Genomic DNA, 24,771 nt, shown 5'->3' on the forward strand with positions numbered 1-24,771 from the left:
GGGTCTGCCGACCCGGCCCTGTCCACCCCGCTGACCGGTTCCGGAGCCCTCGCACGCCGTGCGGGGGCTCCGGCCGTAACGCCGCTGGAAGAGCGGCGGGTAAGGAGCTGTCATGTCTGTCCCCGATCAACTCCCACGGCGCCTCGCGCGCAGACGTGGCCGGTTGTCGCGGATGGCCGCGGTGCTGGCCGCGGTCGTGCTCGGAGGTGTGATGGTCGTCTTCAGCTCGGCGACCAGCTCGGCGGCGACCGTCGACACCAACGCGTGGTACGTGCTGGTCAACCGCAACAGCGGCAAGGCGCTCGACGTCTACAACTTCGCCACCAACGACGGCGGTCGCATCACCCAGTGGACCCGCGGTGACGGCGCCAACCAGCAGTGGCAGTTCGTCGACTCCGGCGGAGGCTACTACCGGCTCAAGTCCAAGCACTCCGGCAAGGTGCTGGACGTCTCGAACTTCTCCACCGCCGACGGCGGCGCGATCGTGCAGTGGGCCGACGGCAACGGCACCAACCAGCAGTTCCGCCTCGCCGACTCCGACGGCGGTCACGTCCGGCTGATCAACCGCAACAGCAACAAGGCCGTCGAGGTCCAGAACGCCGCCACCAACGACGGCGCGAACATCGTCCAGTACAGCGACTGGGGCGGCGCGAACCAGCAGTGGCAGCTCGTCCGCATCGACGGCGGCGGCACCACCACGACGACCACCACCACGACCTCGCAGCAACCGGGCGGGCAGTACACCAACCCCGTGGTGTGGCAGGACTTCGCCGACGTCGAGGTCATCCGGGTCGGGGACGCGTACTACATGACCGCGTCGACCATGCACTACTCCCCCGGCGCGCCGATCCTGCGCTCCTACGACCTGGTCAACTGGGAGTTCGCCGGCCACTCGGTGCCGTCCCTGGACTTCGGCACGAAGTACGACCTGACCAACGGCCAGCGGGCCTACGTCAACGGCATCTGGGCGTCGACGCTGCAGTACCGGCCGAGCAACAAGACCTACTACTGGGCCGGGTGCATCGACTTCAACGACACCTACATCTACACCGCGACCAGCGTCGAGGGGCCGTGGAACCGGCACGCCCAGCTCGACAACTGCTACTACGACGCGGGCATGCTCATCGACGACAACGACACGATGTACGTCGCGTACGGCAACAGCACCATCAGCGTCGCCCAGCTGTCCGCCGACGGGCGCAGCCAGGTCCGCGCGCAGCAGGTCTTCCAGACCCCCTCGAACATCGGGACGCTGGAGGGCGCGAGGTTCTACAAGCGCAACGGCAGCTACTACATCTGGCTGACCCGGCCCGCCAACGGCCAGTACGTGCTCAAGTCGGACAACGGACCGTTCGGCCCGTACACCGTGCGGCAGGTGCTGCTCGACCTGCCCGGCCCGATCTCCGGCGGCGGCGTGCCCCACCAGGGCGGCCTGGTCCAGACCCAGACCGGGTCCTGGTACTACATGTCGTTCGTGGACGCCTACCCCGGCGGCCGGGTGCCCGCGCTCGCCCCGATCACCTGGACCTCCGACGGCTGGCCGACCCTCCAGACGGTCAACGGCCGCTGGGGCGTGAACTACCCCTCGCCGCTGCCGACCCGGGCGGTCAAACCCCTCACCGGCACCGACACCTTCGCCGGCACCGCCCTCGGCCCGCAGTGGGAGTGGAACCACGACCCGGACACCTCGAAGTACTCGGTGAACAACGGTCTGACGTTGCAGACGGCCACGGTCACCAACGACCTCTACGCCGCCCGCAACACCCTCACCCACCGCATCCAAGGACCCACGTCCACGGCCACCATCGAGCTGGACTACAGCACCATGCGCGACGGCGACCGGTCGGGCCTGGCGATGCTGCGCCAGTCGTCGGCCTGGATCGGCGTCAAGCGCGACAACGGCCAGACCCGCGTGTCCATGACCAACGGCCTGGCCATGGACGGCAGCTGGCGCACCACCAGCACCGGTAGCGAGGCCGCGAGCGCCGCGGTCAGCGGGGGCCGGATCTGGCTGCGGATCAACGCCGACATCCAACCGGGCTCCAACCGGGTCGCCCGCTTCTCCTACAGCACCGACGGCGTGAACTTCACCTCGCTCGGACCGACGTTCACGCTCAACAACGCCTGGCAGTTCTTCATGGGCTACCGCTTCGGCATCTTCAACCACGCCACCCAGTCCCTGGGCGGGGCGGTGACCGTCCGCAAGTTCGCCCTGACCACTCCCTGACCCTGGGGAGCAGCACCGTCCCGAGTGGCGGTCCCGGCACGGCCATCCGGCCTACCGGGGCCGCCACTTCTCGTTGCGGCAGAGAGAAATTTGCGAATCTTCTTTCGAATAGTTTCGATACTTTGTCGCCGCAGACCTCCGGGCGGGGAGGCGGAACCCCAGGGTTGGTTGAACCGCTTCACCAGCTCTCATCTGCGGTTTCACCTGCTTGACCGGAACCGATCTCACGCGGTCCGGCCACCCGTCGAGGCTGAACAGGACCACATCGACCGTCGGAGGCAGGCCTTGATAGCGCGAACAGTTTCGGTTAATACTCCTAAAGATTTCAGTTTGCCCGACCGGAGGCGTCGGAACTGCCCGACGCCCGACACCGAGCGCGCCGCAGGCCGCTCGAACCCGATCCGTCCTCCTCCACCCGCGTGGCGCGGGTGCTCCCCAGAAAGCCCCGAACATGACGCTGACAGCGAAGTCAGTCGCACGGGCCGCCCTCGTGTCGACCCTGCTCGCCGCGACCGCGGGCGCCGCCCTGCTGGCCGCCTCCCCCGCCAACGGCGCCGCCTCCACCCTCGCCGCCGCCGCCCAGCAGAGCGGCCGCTACTTCGGCACCGCCGTCGCCGCCAACAAACTCGGAGACTCCACCTACGTCGGCATCCTCAACCGTGAGTTCGACATGGTCACGGCCGAGAACGAGATGAAGATGGACGCCACCGAACCCAACCAGAACCAGTTCAGCTACAGCAACGGCGACCGCATCGTCAACCACGCCCGCAACCAGGGCAAACGAGTCCGCGGCCACGCCCTGGCCTGGCACTCCCAGCAACCCGGCTGGATGCAGAACATGTCCGGCACCTCCCTGCGCAACGCCATGCTCAACCACGTCACCCAGGTCGCCACCTACTACCGCGGCAAGATCTACGCCTGGGACGTCGTCAACGAGGCCTACGCCGACGGCAGCTCCGGCGGCCGACGCGACTCCAACCTGCAGCGCACCGGCAACGACTGGATCGAAGCCGCCTTCCGCGCCGCCCGCGCCGCCGACCCGAACGCCAAGCTCTGCTACAACGACTACAACACCGACAACTGGTCACACGCCAAGACCCAGGGCGTCTACCGCATGGTCCAGGACTTCAAGTCCCGCGGCGTCCCCATCGACTGCGTCGGCTTCCAGGCCCACTTCAACAGCGGCAACCCCGTCCCCTCCAACTACCACACCACCCTGCAGAACTTCGCCGCCCTCGGCGTCGACGTCCAGATCACCGAACTCGACATCGAAGGCTCCGGCAGCAGCCAGGCCCAGCAATACCAAGGCGTCGTCCAAGCCTGCCTCGCCGTCACCCGCTGCACCGGCATCACCGTCTGGGGCATCCGCGACAGCGACTCCTGGCGCGCCTCCGGCACCCCCCTGCTCTTCGACGGCTCCGGCAACAAGAAAGCCGCCTACACCTCCACGCTGAACGCCCTCAACAACGCCGCCACCACCGGCCCCACCACCACCACGACCTCCACCGACCCCACCGGACCCACCACCACCACCACGCCGCAGAACCCCGGCGGCTGCACCGCGACCTACACCGAAGGCCAGAAGTGGAGCGACCGCTTCAACGGCCAGGTCACCGTCACCGGCACCGACAACTGGACCGTCACCGTCACCGTCACCTCACCCCAACGCATCATCGCCACCTGGAACACCACCGCCACCTGGGACACCGCCAACGTCATGACCGCACGCCCCAACGGCAACGGCAACACCTTCGGCTTCACCATCCAACACGGCGGCAACTGGAACTGGCCCACCCTCTCCTGCCGCATCGGCTGAACCGGAACGGCGACCCGCCCGGGGGTTCCGGGCGGGTCGCCGCGCCAATGGCTCAGATGAAGCGCCAGAGGTGGTCGTTGGTGCCGTTGTCGTCCCAAAGGACGATCTGCGCGCCCCGCGCGGTGGAGGCCCCGTTGACACCGAGCACGCGCCCGCCGTTGCCGCACTGGATGCGGAAGTAGCCCCCCGAGCCGTAGCGCAGCCGCCACTTGTGGTCGTTGGTGCCGTTGTCGGCCCACTGGAGCACCCGGGCGCCGTTGGCGTTGGCGGCGTTCTCGACACCGAGAACCTTGCCGCTGTTGGAGTTGCGCAGCCGGAAGTAGCCGTCGGGGTCCACCACGGCGGTCCAGAGGTGGTCGGCGGTGCCGCTGTCGTCCCACTGCACGGCCAGGCCGCCGTCCGCGGTCGACATGTCCTGCACGCCCAGGACCAGGCCGCTGGCGAGGTTCTGGACCCGGCGGGCGCCGGCGGGCACGAACCGCCAGCGGTTGTCGGCGGTCCCGTTGTCCGGGTCCTGCACGGCCTGGGCGCCCGCCGCCGTGGAGCCGTTGAGGATGCCCAGCAGCTTGCCGCTGTTGCCGTTGCGCAGCTTGTGCGTGCCGTCGCCGTTGTCGACGACCGTCCACTTGTGGTCGGCCGCACCGGTGTTGCTCCACTGCAGGACGCGGGCGTTGTCCGCGGTGGACGCGTTCTCCACGCCGAGGACCTTGCCGCTGTTGCGGTTGCGCAGCCGCACGGCGCTGCCGTCGGTGAGCAGCTCCCAGCTGTGGTCGGCCGTCCCGGTGTTGTTCCACTGCACGGCCAGGCCGCCGTCCGCGGTCGACATGTCCTGCACGCCCAGGACCAGCCCGGTGGCCGCGTTGACCAGCCGGTAGCCGGCGTCCGAGCCGCCACCGCCGCCGTTGGTGCTCCAGTAGACGGTGTAGTTGTAGCCGTGGGCGTCGTAGAACGGCCCGAGGTTGACGGTCGCGCCGTCGGCGCGGGCGGTGAACGCCAGGCCCGACGTGCCGGTGCGGGTGATCGAGGCGGTGTCCAGCGCGGGCAGCCTGCTCAGGGCGGTGTTGCCGTAGTTGCCCGCCAGCACGACCGGGCCGTAGGTGATCGCGGCGACGGCGGAGTTGTCGTTGGCGGGTTGCACCACGACCCGCATCGGCAGGCGGAGGGTCACCGCGTCGCCGGCGGCCCACGTCCGGGTCAGGGCGGCGTAGGTGCCGGGCGTCGTGGCGACGTCCTGCGCGACCCCGTTGACGCTGATCGTCGCGCCGGTGGTCCAGGCCGGGATGCGCAGGCGCATCGTCCACGACCCGCTCGCGTTGCCGGTCACGGTCAGCGTGGTGGTGTCGGAGGCCGGGTAGCTCGTGGTCTGCGTGACGGTGATCCCCCGCTGCGCCCAGGTCAGCACCGACGGCGTGTACAGGTTCACCGTCAGCGTGGTGCCGTTCTGGAAGTAGATGGAGTTCGCCAGCGAGGTGTTGACCTCCAGCGCGGTCCCCTGGCAGCACCAGAACGTGCCGTAGTCGGTGCTCCAGTTGCCGCCGCCCCAGGCCGGTCCGGTGTTGCCGCGCCGGTGGCCCGGGTTGAGGCCGGTGAAGTAGCAGATGTGGCCGTGCGGGTCGGCCGTGTTCTGCTGGCCGAGGAGGTGGTTGAGCAGGGCGCGCTCGTAGAAGTCGAAGTACGAGGCGCGGTTCGGGTCGAGCAGCCACAGCTCACGGGTCAGCTTGAGCATGTTGTAGGTGTTGCACGCCTCGGCCGTGTCGGTGTTGAGGTAGGCGGCGATGGCGTTGGGCGCGCGGAAGTGCTCGGCCTGGCTGTTGCCGCCGATGACGTAGGTGTGCGCGCCCACCGTGATGTTCCACGCGTTCGACGCGATGTCGCGGTAGCGGGTCGTGCCCGTGGCCTTGTACTCGCGCGCGGCGCCGATCCACTTCGGCACCTGCGTGTTGGCGTGCAGCCCGCTGAGCCGGTCCTGGTTGGCGGCCAGCGGGTCGAAGACGGAGGCGTGGTCGAACCGCTGCGCCGCCGCGAGCCAGCGCGAGTCGCCGGTCTGCTGGTAGAGGTCGGCCAGCACGGCGTTCATGCCGCCGAACTCGGTGCCCAGCACGCGCTGCATCTGGCTGTAGGACAGCCTGGCGGTGCGCCAGTCCACCCAGCCCGCGAACCGCAGCAGCACGTCGCGCGCCTGCGTGCTGCCGATGTGCCGCCACACGTCCAGCAGACCCGCCAGGGTCTTGTGCAGCGAGTAGTACGACACGGACTTGGGCGAGCCCGCCTCCATCGCGTCGAAGTCCGACTCCGGGAACCCGGACAGGTAGCCGGTGTTGAACCCGGCCGCCGCGTTGTTCGCCTGGCACTTGGCCAGCTCGGCGACCATGTAGTTGGCCCGGTCCCGGGACGTGGTGTCGCCGAGCACCGCCCACGCCTGCGCCCAGGCGCTGAGGAAGTGGCCCTGGCTGTGGGTGCGGAAGGGGAAGTTCGGCGCTTCCCAGCCGCCCAGCGCCGCCGCGCCGTTGGTGGACAGCCGGTGGTTGGCGCGGAAGTTGTAGAGCAGCCGGTCGACGTCGACGAACCGCAGGTACGACAGCGTCCGGCTCTGGTTCTCCATCCACCGGCCGGGGCTCAGGCGCACCTCGCCCAGGTCGAACGGCTGGGCGGAGACACCGAGGTCGCCGCGGACCGGCGGCACCGTCGCCGCGACCGCGGACCCCGAGGTCAGGCCGGGCACGGTCGTCGCGACGGCCGCGACGCCGACGGCTTGCAGCAGCGTGCGACGGCTCAGGGGTGACGACATGAGCTCTCCAGTGAGTTGGGGGGTCGACCGGCCGGGACGTCGTGCCGAGGGCACGGCGGGGCGACCGGCAGGGACCTGTCGGCGGAGGGAGATCGGGCACGGCGGGGCGGCGCGTGAGGAGCGCCGGGGTCCGACGACCGCGGGCAGTCAGCGGTCAGGCGGTCACGACGTGCGGAGGCGGTGGGGATCGCGCTGCGACGGCGACGACCCGCGCCGTGCCGGAACGTGAGCGATGTGCCTTGTGCGTCGCATCGAAGTCCCCATCGTCGTCGTTGACGGGCGGTCCTGCCGGCGGATGCGTGACCGAGTGGGCCCGGTGGCCCGGCTGTCAGCACAGTAGCCATCGCCGGAGCGGGGCGTCAACGCTGCGGAGCGGCTAAATGTTCACGCTCACTTTAGCGACCGCCGGGCATCCGATCGGGCAAACTCGTTCAATGCTGGCTATTTGCCGAGGATCTCCGCCACAGGCCGAGCCTGAGACCGACGGCCGGCACCCCTTCCGGGTTGACTTGTGTGAGCGTGAACATCAGGATCGGTGAGGCGAATGCCTCCGGCGGCGCGAGGGGCGGCCGGTTGTCGTCCCGCGGTCCGCGCGGGCCCGCCGCCACCGGGCGGGGCGGTCGTCGCCGACCGCGCCCCGGACCGGTTCGCGGCGGACCGCGTCGGCGACCACCCCGCGCGGGCCCTCACCGGACCCCGCTCACCCGCCGGTGGAGAACGCGGCGTCGAAGGAGGCCGTCGGCGCCTCGAACGCGTTGCGGCGCACGAACTCCAGCGCCTCGGGCGCGCCGATCAGGCGGTCCATCCCGGCGTCCTCCCACTCGACGCTGATCGGGCCCCCGTAGCCGATGGTGTTGAGCATCCGGAACGCCCGCTCCCACGGCACGTCCCCGCGACCGGTGGAGACGAAGTCCCAGCCGCGCCTCGGGTCGGCCCACGGCAGGTGCGAGCCGAGCCGGCCGTTGCGCCCGTCCCCGACCTGGCGGCGGGCGTCCTTGCAGTCGACGTGGTAGATCCGGTCGCGGAAGTCCCACAGGAAGCCGATCGGGTCGAGGTCCTGCCACACGAAGTGCGACGGGTCCCAGTTCAGCCCGAACGCGGGCCGGTGCCCGATCGCCTCCAGCGTCCGCACGGTGGTCCAGTAGTCGTAGGCGATCTCGGACGGGTGCACCTCGTGCGCGAACCGGACGCCCACCTCGTCGAACACGTCCAGGATCGGGTTCCAGCGGTCGGCGAAGTCCTGGTAGCCGGCGTCGATCATCGACGGCGGCACGGGCGGGAACATCGCGACGGTCTTCCAGATCGAGGAGCCGGTGAACCCGACCACGGTCGACGCGCCGAGCTTCGCGGCGGCCCGCGCGGTCGCCTTCATCTCCTCGGCCGCGCGCTGCCGCACGCCCTCGGCGTCGCCGTCGCCCCAGATGCGCGGGGACAGGATGCCCTGGTGCCGCTCGTCGATGGGGTCGTCGCAGACGGCCTGTCCGGTGAGGTGGTTGGAGATCGTCCACACCTTCAGGTCGTGCTTGGCCAGGATCGCCAGCCGGTCGGCGACGTAGTCGTCGTCCTCCGCCGCGCGCCACGGGTCGAGGTGGTCGCCCCAGCAGGCGATCTCCAGCCCGTCGTAGCCCCACTCGGCGGCCAGGCGGGCGACCTCCTCGAACGGCAGGTCGGCCCACTGGCCGGTGAACAACGTGATCGGACGCGCCATCTCGTTCTCCTCTCAGACGTCTTGCCAGGTGCGGGACGTCGCGCTCGCCTCGACGGCGGCCAGGACGCGCTGCAGCTGGAGCCCGTCGGCGAACGACGGGGCGGGATCGGTCCCGGCGGCCACCGCGCGCACGAAGTCGACGGCCTGGTGGGTGAACGCGTGCTCGTAGCCCAGGCCGTGACCCGCGGGCCACCAGGCGTCCACGTAGGGGTGCTGCGGCTCGGTCACGACGATGCGCCGGAAGCCCGCCACCGCCGCGTCGTCGCCGCCGTCGTAGTAGTGCAGGACGTTCATGTCCTCGAAGTCGAACGCCAGGCTGCCCGCCGAACCGTTGATCTCGATGCGGATGGCGTTCTTGCGGCCGTTCGCGAACCGGGTCGCCTCGAACGCGCCGAGCGCGCCGCCGGAGAACCGGGCCAGGAACAGGGCGGCGTCGTCCACGGTGACCGGTCCCGTGCGGTCGGACACGGCGGTGCCCGACAACCCGGAGTGCTCGGCCGCCAGGGGCCGCTCGGACACGAACGTCTCCAGCGTCCCGGACACCTCGCGGATGGTGTCGCCGAGGATGAACTGGGTGGCGTCGACGATGTGCGCGCCGATGTCGCCCAGCGCGCCGGAGCCGGCCCGCTCCTTCTGCAGCCGCCAGGACAGCGGCGCGGCCGGGTCGACGATCCAGTCCTGGAGGTACTGGGCGCGCACGTGGTGGACCCGGCCCAGCCGGCCCCGCGCCACGAGCTCGCGGGCGAGGGAGAGCGCGGGCACGCGCCGGTAGGTGAACCCGACCATCGCCCGCACGCCCGCCGCGGCGGCGCCGGCCGCCGCCTCCGCCATCGCCTCGGCTTCGGCGACGGTGTTGGCCAGCGGCTTCTCGCACAGCACGTGCTTGCCCGCGGCCAGGGCCGCGACGGCGATCTCGGCGTGCGTGTCACCGGGCGTGCAGATGTCCACCACCTGCACGTCGTCCCGGTCCAGCACGGCCCGCCAGTCGGTCGCGGCCTCCGCCCAGCCCAGTCGCGCGGCGGCGGCCTCGGTGCGCGCCCGGTCCCGACCGCACACCACGGCCATGACCGGGCGCAGCGGCAGGTCGAAGAAGCGGGGCGCGACCCGCCACGCCTGGGAGTGGGCGGCTCCCATGAAGGCGTGGCCGATCATCGCGATACCCAGCGTCGCTGTCGTCACAGCGGTGATCTCCTAGGACTCGAAGGCGGTGGGCAGGTAGCGGTCGACGTTGTCCTTGGTGACGACCGGGGCGAACAGCTCGACCTGGCGCGGCACCTCGACCTCGACCAGGTCGCCGAGGCTCTTGCCCTGCACGGCCAGCCGGGCCAGCCGGATGCCGTCCGCGCCCTGTGTGGACGGGTAGACCACGGTGGCCTTGTGCAGGCCGTTGGCGGCCTTGATCTCACGCATGACGTTGGCCGAGCCCGCGCCGCCGACCATGAAGAACTCGCTGCGACCGGAGTTCTTGATCGCCGCGGTCACGCCGACGCCCTGGTCGTCGTCGTGGTTCCAGAGGGCGTCGATGCGCGGTGCGGCCTGGAGCAGGTTGGCCGCGGCCCGTTCGCCGCTCTCCACGGTGAACTCGGCGGCCACGCGGTTGTTCACCTTCAACCCGCAGTCGCCGAGGGCGTCGGCGAAGCCCTTGCTGCGCTCCTGCGTCAGGGGCAGCGAGTCGATGCCGGCGATCTCGGCCACGACCGCGTCGGACTTGCCGCCGAGCTCCTGGCAGACGTAGGTGCCGGCGGACACGCCCATGCCGTAGTTGTCGCCCAGGACGGTGGAGCGCGCCGCGAACGGGCTGCCGAACTCGCGGTCGACGTTGATCACCGTGATGCCGGCCTTCATCGCCTTGAGCGCCACCGGCGTCAGCGCCGCGCCGTCGAACGGCAGCAGCACGATCGCGTCGACCTTGTCGTTGATGAACGTCTCGACCTGGCTGATCTGGAGGTTGACGTCGTTGGTGCCCTCCACCACCTTCAGCTCGACGTCGGAGTACTTCGCCGCCTCCGCCTTGGCGGCGTTGGTGATCGCGGCCATCCAGCCGTGGTCGGCGGCGGGCGCGGAGAAGCCGATGACGACCTTCTCGCCGGGCTCGTCGTTGGCGACCCGGGCGCCGCCCTGGTCGCCGGTGCCGGCGGCGGGCTCCGGGGTGTTGCCGGTGCAGGCGGTGAGGGCGAGGCCGACCGACAGCGCGGCGATGAGACGGGTTGTTGCCTTGCGAGACATGAGGTTGCTCCTCGATGTGGCGGCGGTGGTGGCGGGGTCAGGCGCCGCTGCGGCGGGCGAGCCGCTGCTGGAGCAGGACGGCGATCACGATGATCGCGCCCTTGGCGACGGCCTGGGCGGAGATGGAGAGGTTGTTCAGGGTGAACACGTTCGACAGCGTGGTGAAGATCAGCACGCCGAACACGGTGCCCGCGATCGTGCCGCGACCGCCCGACAGCAGCGTGCCGCCGATGACGACCGCGGCGATGGCGTCCAGCTCGTACAGGCCGCCGTGGGTGGAGCTGCCGGTGGTGGTGCGGGCGATCAGCATGACCGCGGCGATGCCGCAGCACACGCCGAGCAGCGTGTAGAGCAGCACGGTGTGCCGCCGCACGTCGATGCCGGCCAGCCGGGCGGCCTCGGGGTTGCCGCCGACGGCGAAGGTCCGCCGGCCGAACGTGGTGCGGTTGAGCACCACCCACCCCACGGCGGCCACCAGCGCGAAGATCACCACCAGCACCGGCACGCCGAGCACCGACGCGTCGAAGAACGAGGAGAAGCCCGGCACGTCCACGATCTGGGTCTTGCGGTTGGAGATGATCTCGGCCAGGCCGCGGGCGGCGGCGAGCATGGCCAGCGTCGCGATGAACGCCACGATCCGCCCGTAGGCGATGAGCAGGCCGTTGACCACGCCGCAGCCGGCGCCCACGGCGAGCGCGGCGAACACGACGACGAGCCAGTGGCTGTCGTTGGCCATCGCCTGGGTGGCGAGGGTGGTGGCCCAGACCGAGGACAGCGCGACGATCGCGCCGACGGACAGGTCGATGCCGCCGCCGGTGATCACGAACGTCATGCCGACGCTGACCACGCCGATCACCGAGGCGAGGCGCAGGATGGTGAGCACGTTGTCCACGTCGGCGAACCGGTCGCCCGCGGTGGCCACGCCGACCAGGCACAGCAGCACCAGGGCGACGACGAGACCGGTGTTGCGGCCGGCCGCGGACCCGAGCAGCGCGGTGACGCCGCCCTTCGCGCGGTCCGCGGCCGGCGGCCTGACCGCGGTGGTGTTCTCGCTCATGCGGCGGTTCCTTCCATGACCAGGTCGAGGACCCGGGATTCGTCGATCTCGTCGGCCGGCCCTTCGTGGACGACCCGGCCTTCGCGCACCACCAGCACCCGGTCGGCGAGCCCGAGCACCTCCTCGACCTCGCTGGACACGACCACCACGGCCACGCCGCGGCCGGCCAGGTCCCGGATCAGCTCGTAGATCTCGCTGCGCGCCCCCACGTCCACGCCCCGGGTCGGCTCGTCGAGCAGCAGCACGCGGCACTCGCGCAGCAGCCACCGCGCCAGCACCACCTTCTGCTGGTTGCCGCCCGACAGGGTGCGCACCGCCCGGTCCACCCCCGGCGGCCGGACGTCCAGCGCCGTGGTCAGCTCCCGCGAACGCGCGCGCTCCGCGCCGCTGTCGAGGAAGCCGAAGCGGGAGAACGCCGACAGCGTGGACACCGTGATGTTGCGGTACACGGCCTGGTCCAGCAGCAGCCCCTGGCTCTTGCGCTCCTCCGGGCACAGCCCGACACCCGCGCGCACGGCCGCGCCGACGCTGCCCCGCCGCAACCGCTTGCCGTCCACCTCGACGGTGCCGGCGGTCAGCTTGCGCGCGCCGTAGACGGCTTCCAGGATCTCCGACCGCCCCGACCCGACGAGCCCGGCGAGCCCGACCACCTCGCCCGCGCGGACGGTCAGGTCGACACCGGCGAACCGCTCCCCCGCGGCCAGCCCGCGCACCACCAGCACCTCCGGCGCGGTCGGGTCGACCGGCTCTCGGGGCGGGAAGGCGTACTCCACGTCGCGGCCCGTCATCAGCCTGATCAGGTCGGCGGTGCGGGTCTCGCGGGCGGGCAGGCCGGTGGCCACCGTGCGGCCGTCCTTGAGCACGGTCACCCGGTCGCCGATCTCGCGGATCTCCTCCATCCGGTGCGAGATGTAGACGATCGCCACGCCCTGCGCGGTCAGCTCCCGGATGACCGCGAACAGCTTGCGCACCTCGTCCTGGTCCAGCACCGCGGACGGCTCGTCCATGATGAGCAGCTGCCCGTCGCGGGACAGGGCGCGCGCCATGCTGACGATCTGCTGGTTCGCCGCGGACAGCCGGCCGACGTCGCGGTCCGGCGGGATGTCCGGGTGGCCGAGCCGGTCGAGCAGGGCCCGGGTGCGGCGGCGGACCTCGGCGCGGCGGGTGAAGCCCGCCGTGGACAGCTCGTGGCCGAGGAAGACGTTGTCGGCGACGGACAACCCGGCCACCAGGTCCAGCTCCTGGTAGATGGCGGCCACGCCGCTGCGCATCGCGGCGGTCGGGTTGTCGAACGACACGACCTCGCCCCGCCACCGGATCTCGCCCTCGTCCGGGCGGTGCGCGCCGGCCAGCACCTTGATCAGCGTCGACTTGCCGGCGCCGTTCTGGCCGAGCAGGCAGTGCACCTCGCCGGCGCGCACGTCGAAATCGACCCCGCCCAGGGCGGTCACGCCCGGGAAGCGCTTCACCACGCCCCGGACGGACAGCAGCGGGGCTGTCGTGGCCGTCATACGGTTTCCTCCTGTGCCAAGGGCTTGTCGACCGGCTCGACGAGAACGGGGTCGCGGAAGACGCGGTCGAGGATCTGCGACGCCCCGCCGCGCACGGGGCCGGAGAAGCCCAGGGGCGAGAACGCGACGCGCGTGCCGCCGATGTCCCGGGCGAAGACGTGGCCGCGCAGCTCCTCGCGGAGGGACCCGGCGATCCACGGTCGCAGCGCGGCGAAGTAGCCGCCGAGCACCAGCAGGTGCGGGTTGAAGGCGTTGACCAGGATGCCCGCGCCGATGGTGAGCCACCGGTCGATGTCGGCGATGGCGGCCAGCACCCGCTCGTCACCCGCCGCGGCCCGCTCGCCGATGTCGGCCAGCCGGCGCTCCAGGTCCGGCAGCGGGTCGTGCTCCGGTTCGTGCGCCGACGTGCGCGCCGGCTCGTGCTCCGGGGCGGCGGCGAGCAGCGCGTTGAGTCCCACGGCGGCCTCCCAGCAACCCGTGCGGCCACACGCGCACGGCGGGCCGTCGTCGCGCACGCGCATGTGCCCGACCTCGCCGGCGAACCCCTGCGCGCCGCGCAACAGCCGCCCGCCCACCACGATGCCGCTGCCGACGCCGGCGGCCGCGGTGAGCAGGATGAGGTCGCCGCCCCGGTCCAGGCCCTGCGCCTCGACCTCGGCCAGCGCCGCGAGGTTGGCCTCGTTGTCCAGCAGCACCGGGTACGGCGGCTCGCCGAGCAGCCTGCTGATCTCGGCGACCACCGGGATGTCGGTCCACCCCAGGTTGGGCGCCGCGCGCACCACCCCGGTGTCGGCCTCGACCAGGCCGGGCACGGCGATGGCCACGCCGACCGGCCGGGCCGTGACGCCGACCAGCGCGGAGTCCAGCAGCCGGGCCAGCCGGGCCAGCACCAGCGCCGGCTCCAGCGCGGTGGTGTCCAGCGCGATCCGCTGCCGCGCCACGACCTGACCGCGCAGGTTGAGCGCGAGCACCGACAGGTAGCCGACGTTGACCTCGGCCCCGACCGCGACGACGTGCTCGCCGTCGAGCCGGATGATCTGGCCCGGCCGCCCGACGGTGGCCCGCTCCGTCTCACCCTCGCCCACCAGGCCGCGGTCGACGAGCTCGGCGACCAGGCTGGACACGGTGGCCTTGTTCAGCCCCGTCTCCCCGGCGAGCCGGGCCCGCGACCTCGGCCCGTGGTCGCGCAGGTGCGACAGCACGACGGAGAGGTTGTGCCGGCGGACCGTGGCCTGGTCCGCGGTCGAGCCGCCCGTGCGCGGGCGAGTCGGCCCGTTCCTCATGGCACTCCTCGGTTCTCGGGCGGGTGGGGGCGGGGCGTGGCACCGCGAGGAAGGGCGGGTCGAGCGGGTGAGGCCCGGACGGGCCTCACCCGCGACCGTCAGACGTGCTGCCAGCAGCCGTCGTCGCGACCCGGCCGGGGCGTGTACCGGCCGGTGGCCTCGACGTTGCCCGCCACGTCGATCGAGCGGTACTCCAGGTACTCCTTGCCGTTGGGCCGGAGGTGGATCTCCCCGTCCCGGTGGACCTGCCACTTGCCGCCGGAGATGCGGTACTCCGTGCGGGCGACGCCCGAGGTGGCGTCGGAGGCGGTGAGCCGGACCCTGGCCGCGGACTTGCCCGGCTTGGCCTTCGTGACCGGCGGCGCGGTGTCCACCTTCACCTCGACCGACTGCTCGGCGGAGGTGTTGCCCGCCGCGTCGGTCGCCCGCACCGCCACCCGGTGGACGCCGTCGCCCACCCGCACGACGCCGGTGTAGGGCCGCCACGGGCCGCCGTCGAGCCGGTGCTCCAGCACCGGTCCGCCGGACGCGTCGTCGGTGGCCGTCGCCGAGACCAGCGCCTGCCGCGTCCACCAGCCCTCGGGGCCGGGTGCGTTGTCCACCTTCACGGTGAGCCGAGGCGCGGTGCGGTCGATCTTCACCGTCGCCGTCTTCTCCTCCGAGACGTTGCCCGCGGCGTCGGACGCGCGGAACGCGACCACCCGCTCACCGTCGTCGGCGAACGACAGGGGCGTCGTGTACGCCGTCCAGTCGCCCGTGCCCACCCGGTACTCGACGCGCACCGGTCCCGCCTGGTCGTCGGTCGCGGAGGCGGTGAGGGTCACCGGACCCGTCCACCACCCGCCCGTGCCCGGCGACGCCGGGTCGCTGACGACCGACAGCACCGGGGCGGTGCGGTCCGTCACCACCCGGAAGTGCGCGAACTTCGCGGGCTTCGACGCGGTCTGACCGCCGCCGAGGGCGAACAGCCCGATCCTCGCACCGGCCAGGTTCTCGTTGACCACGGCCGCCAGCGACGTCCAGGTCCGCCCGTCCGCGCTGTAGGAGCCGGTGTAGGTGGAACCGGACTTGGCCAGCCGCAGGTGCCACACCCCGCCGGTGAGGCCGTTGGCGCCGGGCTGCGGCTCGCCCACCACGTCGCCGCTCTCCGTGCGCAGCTCCACGCCGCGCTGGACGGGCGTGCCCGCCTCGTTGGTGGCGATGTGGTCGAGCTTCACGTAGTTCGCGTCGTCCGCGTAGGCGATCAGGCCGGCCTGCTGGTAGCGCTCGTCGAACGCCGACGCGTCCACCTCCGTCTCGATCACCCAGTCGCCCTCGGGGGCGCGCTGGAGGATGAAGTTGGCCGGCTCGTCGGCCGCGCCGCCGTAGATGTCGCCGGCGCTCGTGTCGATGCGCAGGCTGCCGTCGGCCACGCCGTAGCGGGCCGGGTCGGGTCGGACGACGGCGTTCCAGCGGCACCCGTCCAGCGCCGTGCCGGCGAAGTCGTCGTCCGGCGCCACCGACGCCCGGTCGTCGGGCGTGAGGGTGAACCAGTCGAACTCGGCGTCGACCACCGGGCGGTCACCGCCGCCGCCCACGAGCGAGAGCAGGCCGATCTTCGGGTTCACCATGCCCGCCAGCGCCTTGGTCTGCGGCATGTCGGTGAACGCCTGCCCGTCCGCGCTGTAGGACGCGGTCAGGTTCTGCCCGTCGCTGGTGAAGCGGACCCACACCGAGTCGGGGAACCCGGCGCCCAGCGCCGCGGTGTTGGACTCGGCGACCTCGTTGGGCTGCCCGGCCTCCTCGCGGATGAACTGGAAGATCCGGCTCGCCGCGTCGTCGGTGTCCGACCGGCCTTCGAGCACCATCTTCGCGTAGTTGTCGTCGTCGCCGTAGATCACCAGGCCCGCCTGCTGGTAGGCGCGCCGCACGGGCACGCGCACCTTGGCCGTGGCCTGGAACGGCCCGGACGGCAGGTCCTGGAGCACGATGTTGGGCGTGGTGTTGGTGGTGCCGTAGATGTCGGACGGGGCGGTCGGCAGCACCAGGCGGCCGTCGCGCACCGCGAGGTCCTGGTTCTCCCGCACCACGGTGGTCCACCGGTCCCGGTCGAGCGCGGCGCCGAGGAAGTCGTCCGAGCGGCCGGCGAAGCAGGTGACGTCGGGCGCGCGGACGGTGATCGGGATGGTCTTCGTCCCGCTCGCGCCCCGCGCGTCGGTCGCGGTGACCTTGGCGTTGAAGGTGCCCGGGGCGGTGTAGGTGTGGCTGACCGACGCGCCCGTGGCGGTGCCGCCGTCGCCGAACACCCAGGTGTAGCCGATCGGGGTGTCGCCGTCCGGGTCGGTGGCCGACGCGGTGAAGTCGACCTTCAGCGGCGTGGTGCCCGTGGTCGCGGTGGCCGAGGCCTCGACCGCGGGCCGCTGGTTGTGCGTCACGCCGCGACCGGCGAACTCCAGCCAGTTCACGTTGGCCAGGTAGCTGGTCGTCGTGCTGCCCTGCGGCCTGCGGGTGACGAAGTACAGCTCGGACCCGGCCGGGACGTCGTCGGCGATCTCGGCGGTGGCGGTGGTCCAGTTCTGCCAGCCGCCCGTGCCGGCGAAGGTCGCCGTGCCCGCGAGCGGGCCGTCCGGCGCGCCGACGCGGACCTCGAGCCGGCCGCCCTCGGACCCCGAGGCCACCCGGAACCGCACCTGCTCGATGCCCTCCAGGGTCGCCGGGCGCAGGGAGAACCAGTCGCCGTCGGTGATGAACCCGATGTTCCTGCCGCCACCGGTGTCGGTGGTCTCCTCCTGCTGCACGCCCGCCGTGTCGTCGCCCACGCCGTCCGCGGTGCGGCCGGTCGCCGTGTAGAACTCGGCTTCCTTGTGCTTGGGCTGGAGCACCAGGATCGACTCGCCGGTCAGCGGGGACGCGCCGGCGCCGCCCTTGTCGGTGTACTTCGCGGTGAGGACGCCGAAGATGTTCGCGCCCACGTGGCCCTCGTCGCCCGACATCAGCGCCAGGCCCTCGCAGCCGCGGTACTGCTCGTAGCCGTGGGAGTGCTCGTCGTGGCCCAGGGCGGGCTGCACGACGACGTCCTGGCAGTCGACCGCGCCGTCCTCGGCGTCGGTGACCGTGACCCGGTAGGAGACCTGGTCGCCGAAGTCGATGAAGCCGCCGTCGGCCGGCGCGGTCAACGTGACCACGGGGGGCGTGTTGCCGACGACGATGCGCACGTTGGCGACCGCGGACCGGCCGCCCTGGTCGGTGACGGTGAGCCGCGCGGTGTAGTCGCCGTTCGCGGTGTAGGTGTGGCTGGGCGCGGCCTCCGTGCTGTCGGTGGCGCCGTCGCCGTCGAAGTCCCACGCGAAGGTCAGCTCGTCGCCGTCGGGGTCGCGCGACCCGGCCGAGTCGAAGCGCACGGTCAGCGGCGCGTGCCCGGAGGTCTTGTCCGCCTTCGCGGCCGCGACCGGCGCGCGGTCGCCGCGCACGTAGTCGATGCGGTAGACGCCGCTGTCGGCGTTGTTGCCGCCGAAACCGGAGCCCCACTCGATCAGGTACAGCGCGCCGTCCGGGCCGAACTGCATGGCGTGCGGCCGGTTGAACGCCATCCCCGGCAGCATCCGGCTGATGTCGGCGACGCCCGTGCCCTCGGCGTCGAGCTGCAGCGAGAACAGCCGGTTGTCGTTCCAGTCGCCCCAGATCGCCTTGCCGTCCCAGTAGGCGGGCCACTTGTGCTCGGAGGCGAGCTCCGCGTCGTACCGGTAGGTGCCGCCCGCCATGGGCGCGCCGCTGCCGCCGATCTCGGGGTTGCCCGTGCTGGTCTTGCCCTGCCAGATCTTGGTGCCGATCGCGGCGGGCAGCTGGGTGATGCCGGTGTTGTTCGGCGAGTTGTTCACCGGGGCGGCGCAGTCGAACTGCGCGCCGGAGGCGCCGGTGGCGAAGTCGTAGTCGACGTACGGGGTGTTGTCGCCGACGCAGTACGGCCAGCCGTAGAACCCGGGCCGGTCCACCACGTTCCACTCCACGCGGCCGTCCGGGCCGCGCTGGGGGTTGGCCTGCCCCGCGTCGGGGCCGTAGTCGGCGACCTGGAGCTTGTTGGTCCGCGGGTCGAGGCCGATGCGGAACGGGTTGCGGAAGCCCATGGCGAAGATCTCGGGCCGGGTCTTGGCCGTGCCGGCCGGGAACATGTTGCCCGCCGGGACGGTGTAGGTGCCGTCGTCCTGCGGCGTGATGCGCAGGATCTTGCCGTTGAGGTTGTTGCTGTTGGCCGCGGAGCGCTGCGAGTCCCAGGCCGAGCGGCCGGCGGTCTCGTCGAGCGGCGAGTAGCCGTCGGAGGCGAACGGGTTGGTGTTGTCGCCCGTGGTGATGTAGAGGTTGCCGTCGTTGTCGAACTCCAGCGCGCCACCGGCGTGGCAGCACTGCTCGCGCTGGGTCGCGACGGTGAGCAGGACCTTCTCGCTGCCCGCCACGATCGTGTCGCCTTCCAGCGTGAACCGGGAGACCCGGTCGACGGCCTCGGCGCCCGCGGGCGAGTAGTACAGGTAGAGCTGGTTGTTCGTGGCGAAGTCGGGGTCGAGCGCGATGCCGAGGAGGCCGAACTCCTGTCCGGTGTAGACGTTCAGCGTGCCGGCGGTGACGACCGCGCCGTCACGCCGGATCACGCGCACCGCGCCGTTGCGGTCGATGTAGAACACGCGGCCGTCGTCGGCGATCGTGAGTTCCATCGGGTTGGCGGTGGTGTCGTCGAGGGTGACCTTCTCGAAGGCGTTGGTCCGGGTGGCCGAGCAGTCCGCCTCCACGGCGCCCGCCGCGGTCTGGATGCCCTTGAGCAGGTGGTCCAGGAAGGCGGGCTCGGCGAAGGACTCGTCGGCGTGGCCGAGGCCCGTGTACCAGGACCGCCCGCCGTCGTAGTCCTGGCACCAGGCGATCGGGTGGCTCGACCCCATCGTGCCGCCGCGGTAGCTGGTCTCGTCCAGCTCGGCGAGCACGTGCACGTCGGCGGAGGGGTCGGTGCGGTAGTTGTACCACTCGTCGAAGCGCCGCCAGGACTGCGGCAGGCCGGCCGTGGACGGGTGCGCCGGGTCGACGACCTTCACCGTCGCGTCCTGCGGTTCGGGGTGGCCCGCGAAGTAGGCGCCCACGAGGTCGCCGTACCAGGCCCAGTCGTACTCGGTGTCGGCCGCGGCGTGCACGCCCGCGTAGCCGCCGCCTGCCTTGATGTAGCGCTCGAAGGCGGCCTGCTGGGTGGCGTCGAGGACGTCGCCGGTGGTGGAGAGGAAGACCACGACCTCGTACTCGGCGAGGTTGGCGTCGGTGAACGCGGCGGCGTCGTCGGTGGCGTCCACGGTGAAGCCGTGCTCGACGCCGAGTTGGCGGATCGCGGCGACGCCCGCGTCGATCGACGGGTGGTGGAAGCCGGCGGTCTTGCCGAAGACCAGTGCCTTGAACGTCTCGTCGCCGTGGCCCGGGTGCGCCTGGGCCGGTGCGGCCAAGGAGACCAGCGACCCGAGCAGCGCGGCCACGACCGCGACGACCGACCACCGTCTCCTACCGCGTCTGGACGAGCTCACCATTGAGGCCTCCAAGCCGATAAACACGCCGAACGGCTGATGACAGGATTCGTCTGTCGGGTAAACAAACTAATGAGGCGTTTTCCAGGGGGTCAAGGTCGCCGGATGTCCACAACCCGCCAATCCGCGACCTGCCGGAAGCCCGCGGATACCGCGTTCGGCGGCTTTACTCCGCCGCCGCGCCGCCGCAGACTGCGCGCGCACGCGCCGGGCGCCCGCGCGGAAAGTTCGGCAACCGGCCGAAGTCATCCGGACGTCCGAGCGGTCCGCGCGCGCTCGGGCCGGTCCGTCGCGAGTGGACGGTGCCGTGCGTCCGATCGCCGCGACGGGGTAGGCCTCCCGGCGGCGGCCGGCCGGCGCCGTCGGCCGCCTGTCGGCTGTGCACGTTCACACCGACCCGACCGAGCCGGACCGACCGGATGAGTACGACTCATCAGCTCCGCCGAGGCACCCCGACCCACCGATCGAGGGCACCGGCAGCACCTCGACCGAGCCGGCCGAATCCGGACATTTTGAGATCGACGGCCCTCTTCCCTTGACTTGAACGGCTTCGGGACGCTGTCATTGTGTGCCGGACACGCTCGGAGACCGGTCGGCTCCAGGCGGACGTCGGACACGGGCTGTCCGGTCGCGCCGGCCAAGAGTAAGACCCATCTTCGACGAGTCCCGCCTGCTCCCTTGACGTCCACACCCGTGCGAGGTGTCTTCGACATGTGCCGCCATGACCACGCTTGAGCCGGCGCGACCGACCATGTCGGCCGCCGGGCGGGACGTGGGCGAGGTGGACCTCGAACCCACGGACGAGACCCGGCGGCTGCTGCTGCTCATGCGCACCGGCGCGATCGACGAGGCCATCGCCCGGGAGCTGGGGGTCAGCCTCCGCACCCTGCACCGCCGGATCACGCGCCTGCAGAACCTGCTGGGCGTGCGGTCGCGCTTCCAGCTGGGCGTGATCGCCTGCGAGCGCGGCTGGGTGTGACGCGGCGCCGACACCGTCCACTTCGGACCGGAGCGGGGCGCGTCCCCCCGCCGGCGGCGGCCGGGCACCTGTCCGGCCGATTGTGCGGGCGACCGTCGACCCCGTACGGTCCGATGTGTTGATCGAACCGGTTCGACATCTAGTCCGCTCAAGCGTTCCGATGCCGTCCGCGAGCCTCGGGGCACGGCGGCGCGTCGAGCGGGGACGAGGAGCGAGCATGGCTCGGGTGCTGGTCCTGACGGCGGACGCCGCCGAGGAACTCGACTCGATGTACCCGGTGTTCCGACTGCGCGAGGGTGGTCACGAGGCGGTCGTGGCCGCTCCGACGACGCGCGCGGTCAAGCTGGTGGTCCACGACTTCGAGCCCGGTTGGGACGCCTACACCGAGAAGCCCGGCCACCTGCTGCCGGTGGACCTGGCGTTCGGCGACGTCGACCCGGAGGAGTACGACGGGCTGGTGATCCCGGGCGGGCGGGCGCCGGAGTACATCCGGACGAGTCCCGACGTGGGGCGGGTGGTGCGCCACTTCTTCGACCGGGGGCTCCCGGTCGGCACGATCTGCCACGGCCCGCAGGTGCCCGCCGCGCTGGGGTTGTTGAAGGGCCGCAGGACCGCCGCCTTCCCACCGCTGAGGACGGACGTGGAGCTGGCCGGCGCGACGTTCGTGGACGAGCCGGACGTGGTGGACGGGGCGATGGTGTCGTGCCGCGGCTGGCCCGACCTCCCCCTATGGTCGCGCGCGTTCATGGCGGTGCTGGAGAAGTCGCAGATCCCCGCCTGACGGCACGGCGCGGTGGGCCGGCGCGGTGGATCCGCGCCGGCCCGGGTCGGCTCAGCCGCGCAGGCTCCACTGCTGGTTGGCGCCGCCGCCGCAGGACCACAGGATGATCTTGGTGCCGTTCGCGGTGGCGGCCCCGTTGGCGTCCAGGCACAGCCCGGACTGCACCCCGGTGATGGTGCCGTTGGCGTTGACGTTCCACTGCTGGTTGGTCTGCCCGTTGCAGTCCCAGACCACCACCGCGGTGCCGTTGGCGGTGCCCTGGTTGTTGGCGTCGAGGCACTTGGTCCCGGACACCTGCAGCTGCTTGCCCGAGGTGTGGGTGAAGCGCTGGTTCGTGCCGCCGTGGCAGTCCCACAACTGGGCCTGGGCCCCGTTGGTGACGGTCGTGCCGGGGATGTCGACGCACCGGCCGGACTGGCCGCCGACGATCGTGACGCCCTGCTGTCCGCCGCCGCCCTGGCGCCGGACGATCGACTTCGACTCGGCCGACCGGTTGCCCTGCGCGTCCACGACGTAGAGCCGGTAGTCACCGGACGTGGCCGGCACCTCGATGGTCGTCGCGGCGCCGCTCGCCCTGGTCATCGTCGGACCGACCGCGAAGGTGGTCGTGCCCTGCGGGGCCAACCACACCGTCCTGGTCGCGTCGCCGGTGCTCCGGACGGGGATCGACGAGCTGCCGGCGCCGACGAACGTGCTCGCCGGCAGGGCGTGGTCGGGCGCGGAGTGGTTGCCCGGCGGGACGATGTCCCGGTAGGCGTCCTCCAGGCCGGAGCTCACCGCGATGCCGTAGGCCGCCGCCGGCCAGACGTAGTCCGAGGAGACGAGGATGTCCTGGACGGTGCTGTTCGGCAGGTTCTTGTTGGAGACCTTGTTGATCGGCCCGTAGGTCTGGGTGATGCTCAGATCGTGCTTGCGCCCGAAGTCGTCGGAGTTGATGAGCCACGTGACGTTCTTGTCCACGCTCAGCACGTTGTCGCGGAAGGTGATGTAGGCCGAGCCCTCGTCCGGGTGGAGCCCGTACTTGTGGCCCGCCGGGACGCCCTGGAGGTAGTTGTTCGTGATCGTGGTCCCCGGCTGGCTGCCCAGCGTGTAGATGGGGGCCGTGTCGCTGAGGCGCTGCACCGTGTCGATGATGTGGTTGTAGCTGATGTTGTTGTTCTTCGCCGTGGTGGTCGGCCGGTTGGGCGCGATCGAGCCCGACGACCCGTCGAAGTTCCACCAGCCCCAGCCGAGCGTGATGCCCGACCACGGGCTCTTCTCGATCCGGTTGTGCTGCACCGTAAGGCCGTCGGCGAAGTAGGCCGAAATGGGGCTGTGCCCGTTGAACAGCACGGCGCTGTCGTAGAGGTAGTTGTTCTTGATCTCGATGTTCTTGGGCAACCCCTCCACCTGGGCGGAGTACTTCTCGCCGTTGGTCGACGTGTGGTCCCCGATGTAGACGTGCTGGGGGTGGCCGACGGTGATGGCGGAACCCGCGATGTCGTTGGTGTGGTTCCCGGTCAGCTGGGTGTCCTGCACGTCGTTGACCATGTTGATGCCGTCGGCGCCGGTGTGCTGGACGCGGTTGCGCTGCAACTGGACGTGGTCGGCGTTCTCGATCTGGACGATGCCCGGCGCGACGTCGACGTTGCGGTAGTAGTAGACGTGGAAGTTGCCCTTCACGTACACGGTGTTGCCCAGGTTGCCCTGCTGGGCCTGCTTGAACGAGGACCCGGCGACGGTGAACAGGTTCCAGTCGGAGTGCTGCACCGTGAGGCCCGCGAACGTGATGTTCCGGACGTGGTTGGTCGTGGACGTGCCGGCGATCCGGAGCACGGTGGCCACGTTGTTCGGGGCGTGGACCGTCGCCGTCGCCATGTTCTCGGAGTCGGCCTTGTAGTAGTACAGCGTCTTGGCGGTCTTGTCGAAGTAGAACTCGCCCGGCGAGTCGAGGAACTCGTAGGCGTTCATGAACTTGTGGCTCCCGCCGACCTGGTGGTTGCCGTTGAACGCGCCCTGGGCGATGGCCGCGCCCGGTTGCTGGAACAGCGCCACGCGGCTGGCGCCGTCGCTGCTCGTGGTGACCTGGCGGACGCCCGCGATGGCCGTCGTCCAGGTCGTCGCCGTCTCGATCTCGATGTCGTCGGCGTTGCGCGAGATGGCGGGCAGGTCGGCCGGGGAGTACTTGGCGCCGTCGCACTGCGAGCCGGACTCCCGGGCCCAGGACGCCTGCCCGGCGGTGATGTTGTACGTGCCGTAGCACCCCTGCGAGCTGATCGTCTTGGTGGCCATGAACGCGCGCTTGTCGTTGACGTAGAGCGCCCGCAGCTTGGTGGCGCGGTTGAGCGGGGCCTTCCAGATGTTGCCGCCGTGCTGCGTCCACCCGGTCACCTGCACGCCGCCGCTCAGCACCGGGGTCTCGTTCTGGTAGGCGGAGTACACGACCCGGTGGCCGTTCGTGCCCGAGTCCCCGGGCGCGAACTCGATGGTGCTGCTCACCGGGTAGTTGCCGCCGCGCAGGTACACGTAGATGTCGCCGGTCATGTTCGCGTTCGTCGTGCGGACGACGTCCCGCGCGCGCTGCACGGTCTTGAACGGCGCCGTGATCGTCCCGGGGTTGGCGTCGTTGCCGTCGGGTGCGACGTAGTACGTCGCCTGGGTGGCGGCCGAGGCCTGGAAGTGGTCCGCGAAGGACGGCAGCAGCGCGGCGGACACGAACACCGCGATCGCCACCAACGACCTCGTGGCGGTGTGGACTGGTCTCACCTTCTTCTCCCTTTCGCTTGGTTTCCGATCAGACGTGTTCGCCGAGCGCGCCGCGGTCGCGCGCCCGTGCGTCGACGGGTCCGCGCACGGGCGGGGTTCCAGGGCACTTCGCCGCTTCC

13 protein-coding genes are annotated in these 24,771 nt (G+C 71.3%); 4 read left to right on the forward strand and 9 right to left on the reverse strand.

Annotated elements, in window-relative coordinates:
- The first annotated feature begins 112 nt into the window (after positions 1–112).
- Complete coding sequence (locus IOD16_RS22310; RefSeq protein ID WP_236594279.1) at positions 113–2,227, forward strand: family 43 glycosylhydrolase; 2,115 nt, start codon at positions 113–115, stop codon at positions 2,225–2,227.
- A gap of 451 nt (positions 2,228–2,678) precedes the next feature.
- The gene (locus IOD16_RS22315; RefSeq protein WP_201435985.1) at positions 2,679–4,043 is read left to right on the forward strand and encodes an endo-1,4-beta-xylanase; all 1,365 of its coding nucleotides are present in this window, start codon (positions 2,679–2,681) and stop codon (positions 4,041–4,043) included.
- A gap of 52 nt (positions 4,044–4,095) precedes the next feature.
- On the opposite strand, the gene IOD16_RS22320 is transcribed toward IOD16_RS22315, so the two are convergent.
- From IOD16_RS22320 to IOD16_RS22355, 8 genes are all read right to left on the reverse strand, one after another.
- Entirely contained in the window at positions 4,096–6,831 is a 2,736-nt protein-coding gene (locus tag IOD16_RS22320) for a beta-L-arabinofuranosidase domain-containing protein (protein ID WP_201435986.1), read from the reverse strand.
- Between the two features lie 700 nt (positions 6,832–7,531).
- Positions 7,532–8,539 (reverse strand): sugar phosphate isomerase/epimerase family protein, encoded by a 1,008-nt coding sequence (locus tag IOD16_RS22325; RefSeq protein ID WP_201435987.1) that lies wholly within the window; start codon positions 8,537–8,539, stop codon positions 7,532–7,534.
- Between the two features lie 12 nt (positions 8,540–8,551).
- Entirely contained in the window at positions 8,552–9,691 is a 1,140-nt protein-coding gene (locus IOD16_RS22330; protein ID WP_201441505.1) for a Gfo/Idh/MocA family protein, read from the reverse strand.
- Between the two features lie 39 nt (positions 9,692–9,730).
- The gene (locus IOD16_RS22335) at positions 9,731–10,765 is read right to left on the reverse strand and encodes a substrate-binding domain-containing protein (RefSeq protein ID WP_201435988.1); all 1,035 of its coding nucleotides are present in this window, start codon (positions 10,763–10,765) and stop codon (positions 9,731–9,733) included.
- A 37-nt stretch (positions 10,766–10,802) separates the two neighbouring features.
- The gene (locus IOD16_RS22340) at positions 10,803–11,822 is read right to left on the reverse strand and encodes an ABC transporter permease (RefSeq protein WP_201435989.1); all 1,020 of its coding nucleotides are present in this window, start codon (positions 11,820–11,822) and stop codon (positions 10,803–10,805) included.
- Positions 11,819–13,333, reverse strand: coding sequence for a sugar ABC transporter ATP-binding protein (locus tag IOD16_RS22345; protein ID WP_201435990.1), 1,515 nt, complete (start codon positions 13,331–13,333; stop codon positions 11,819–11,821). The genes IOD16_RS22340 and IOD16_RS22345 overlap by 4 nt, the downstream gene beginning before the upstream one ends.
- Positions 13,330–14,616: an ROK family transcriptional regulator gene (locus IOD16_RS22350; protein WP_123747150.1), complete on the reverse strand. Its 1,287-nt coding sequence runs from the start codon at positions 14,614–14,616 to the stop codon at positions 13,330–13,332. The genes IOD16_RS22345 and IOD16_RS22350 overlap by 4 nt, the downstream gene beginning before the upstream one ends.
- Before the next feature lie 98 nt (positions 14,617–14,714).
- Positions 14,715–20,099 carry a ThuA domain-containing protein gene (locus tag IOD16_RS22355; protein WP_201435991.1) on the reverse strand — a complete coding sequence of 1,795 codons (5,385 nt, stop codon included), beginning with the start codon at positions 20,097–20,099 and terminating at the stop codon, positions 14,715–14,717.
- 769 nt (positions 20,100–20,868) lie between these two features.
- On the opposite strand from IOD16_RS22355, the gene IOD16_RS22360 reads away from it, so the two are divergent.
- Both IOD16_RS22360 and IOD16_RS22365 read left to right on the forward strand, forming a co-directional pair.
- Positions 20,869–21,126: a hypothetical protein gene (locus IOD16_RS22360; RefSeq protein ID WP_123747148.1), complete on the forward strand. Its 258-nt coding sequence runs from the start codon at positions 20,869–20,871 to the stop codon at positions 21,124–21,126.
- 217 nt (positions 21,127–21,343) lie between these two features.
- A complete protein-coding gene (locus tag IOD16_RS22365; protein ID WP_123747147.1) occupies positions 21,344–21,907 on the forward strand; it encodes a DJ-1/PfpI family protein in 564 nt (187 codons plus the stop codon).
- Between the two features lie 51 nt (positions 21,908–21,958).
- Here the strand turns inward: IOD16_RS22365 and IOD16_RS22370 are convergent, their stop codons facing one another.
- Positions 21,959–24,652: an RICIN domain-containing protein gene (locus tag IOD16_RS22370; RefSeq protein WP_201435992.1), complete on the reverse strand. Its 2,694-nt coding sequence runs from the start codon at positions 24,650–24,652 to the stop codon at positions 21,959–21,961.
- Positions 24,653–24,771 lie beyond the last annotated feature (119 nt).

The organism is Saccharothrix sp. 6-C, from assembly GCF_016695385.1.
Classification (GTDB): Bacteria; Actinomycetota; Actinomycetes; order Mycobacteriales; family Pseudonocardiaceae; genus Actinosynnema; species Actinosynnema texasense.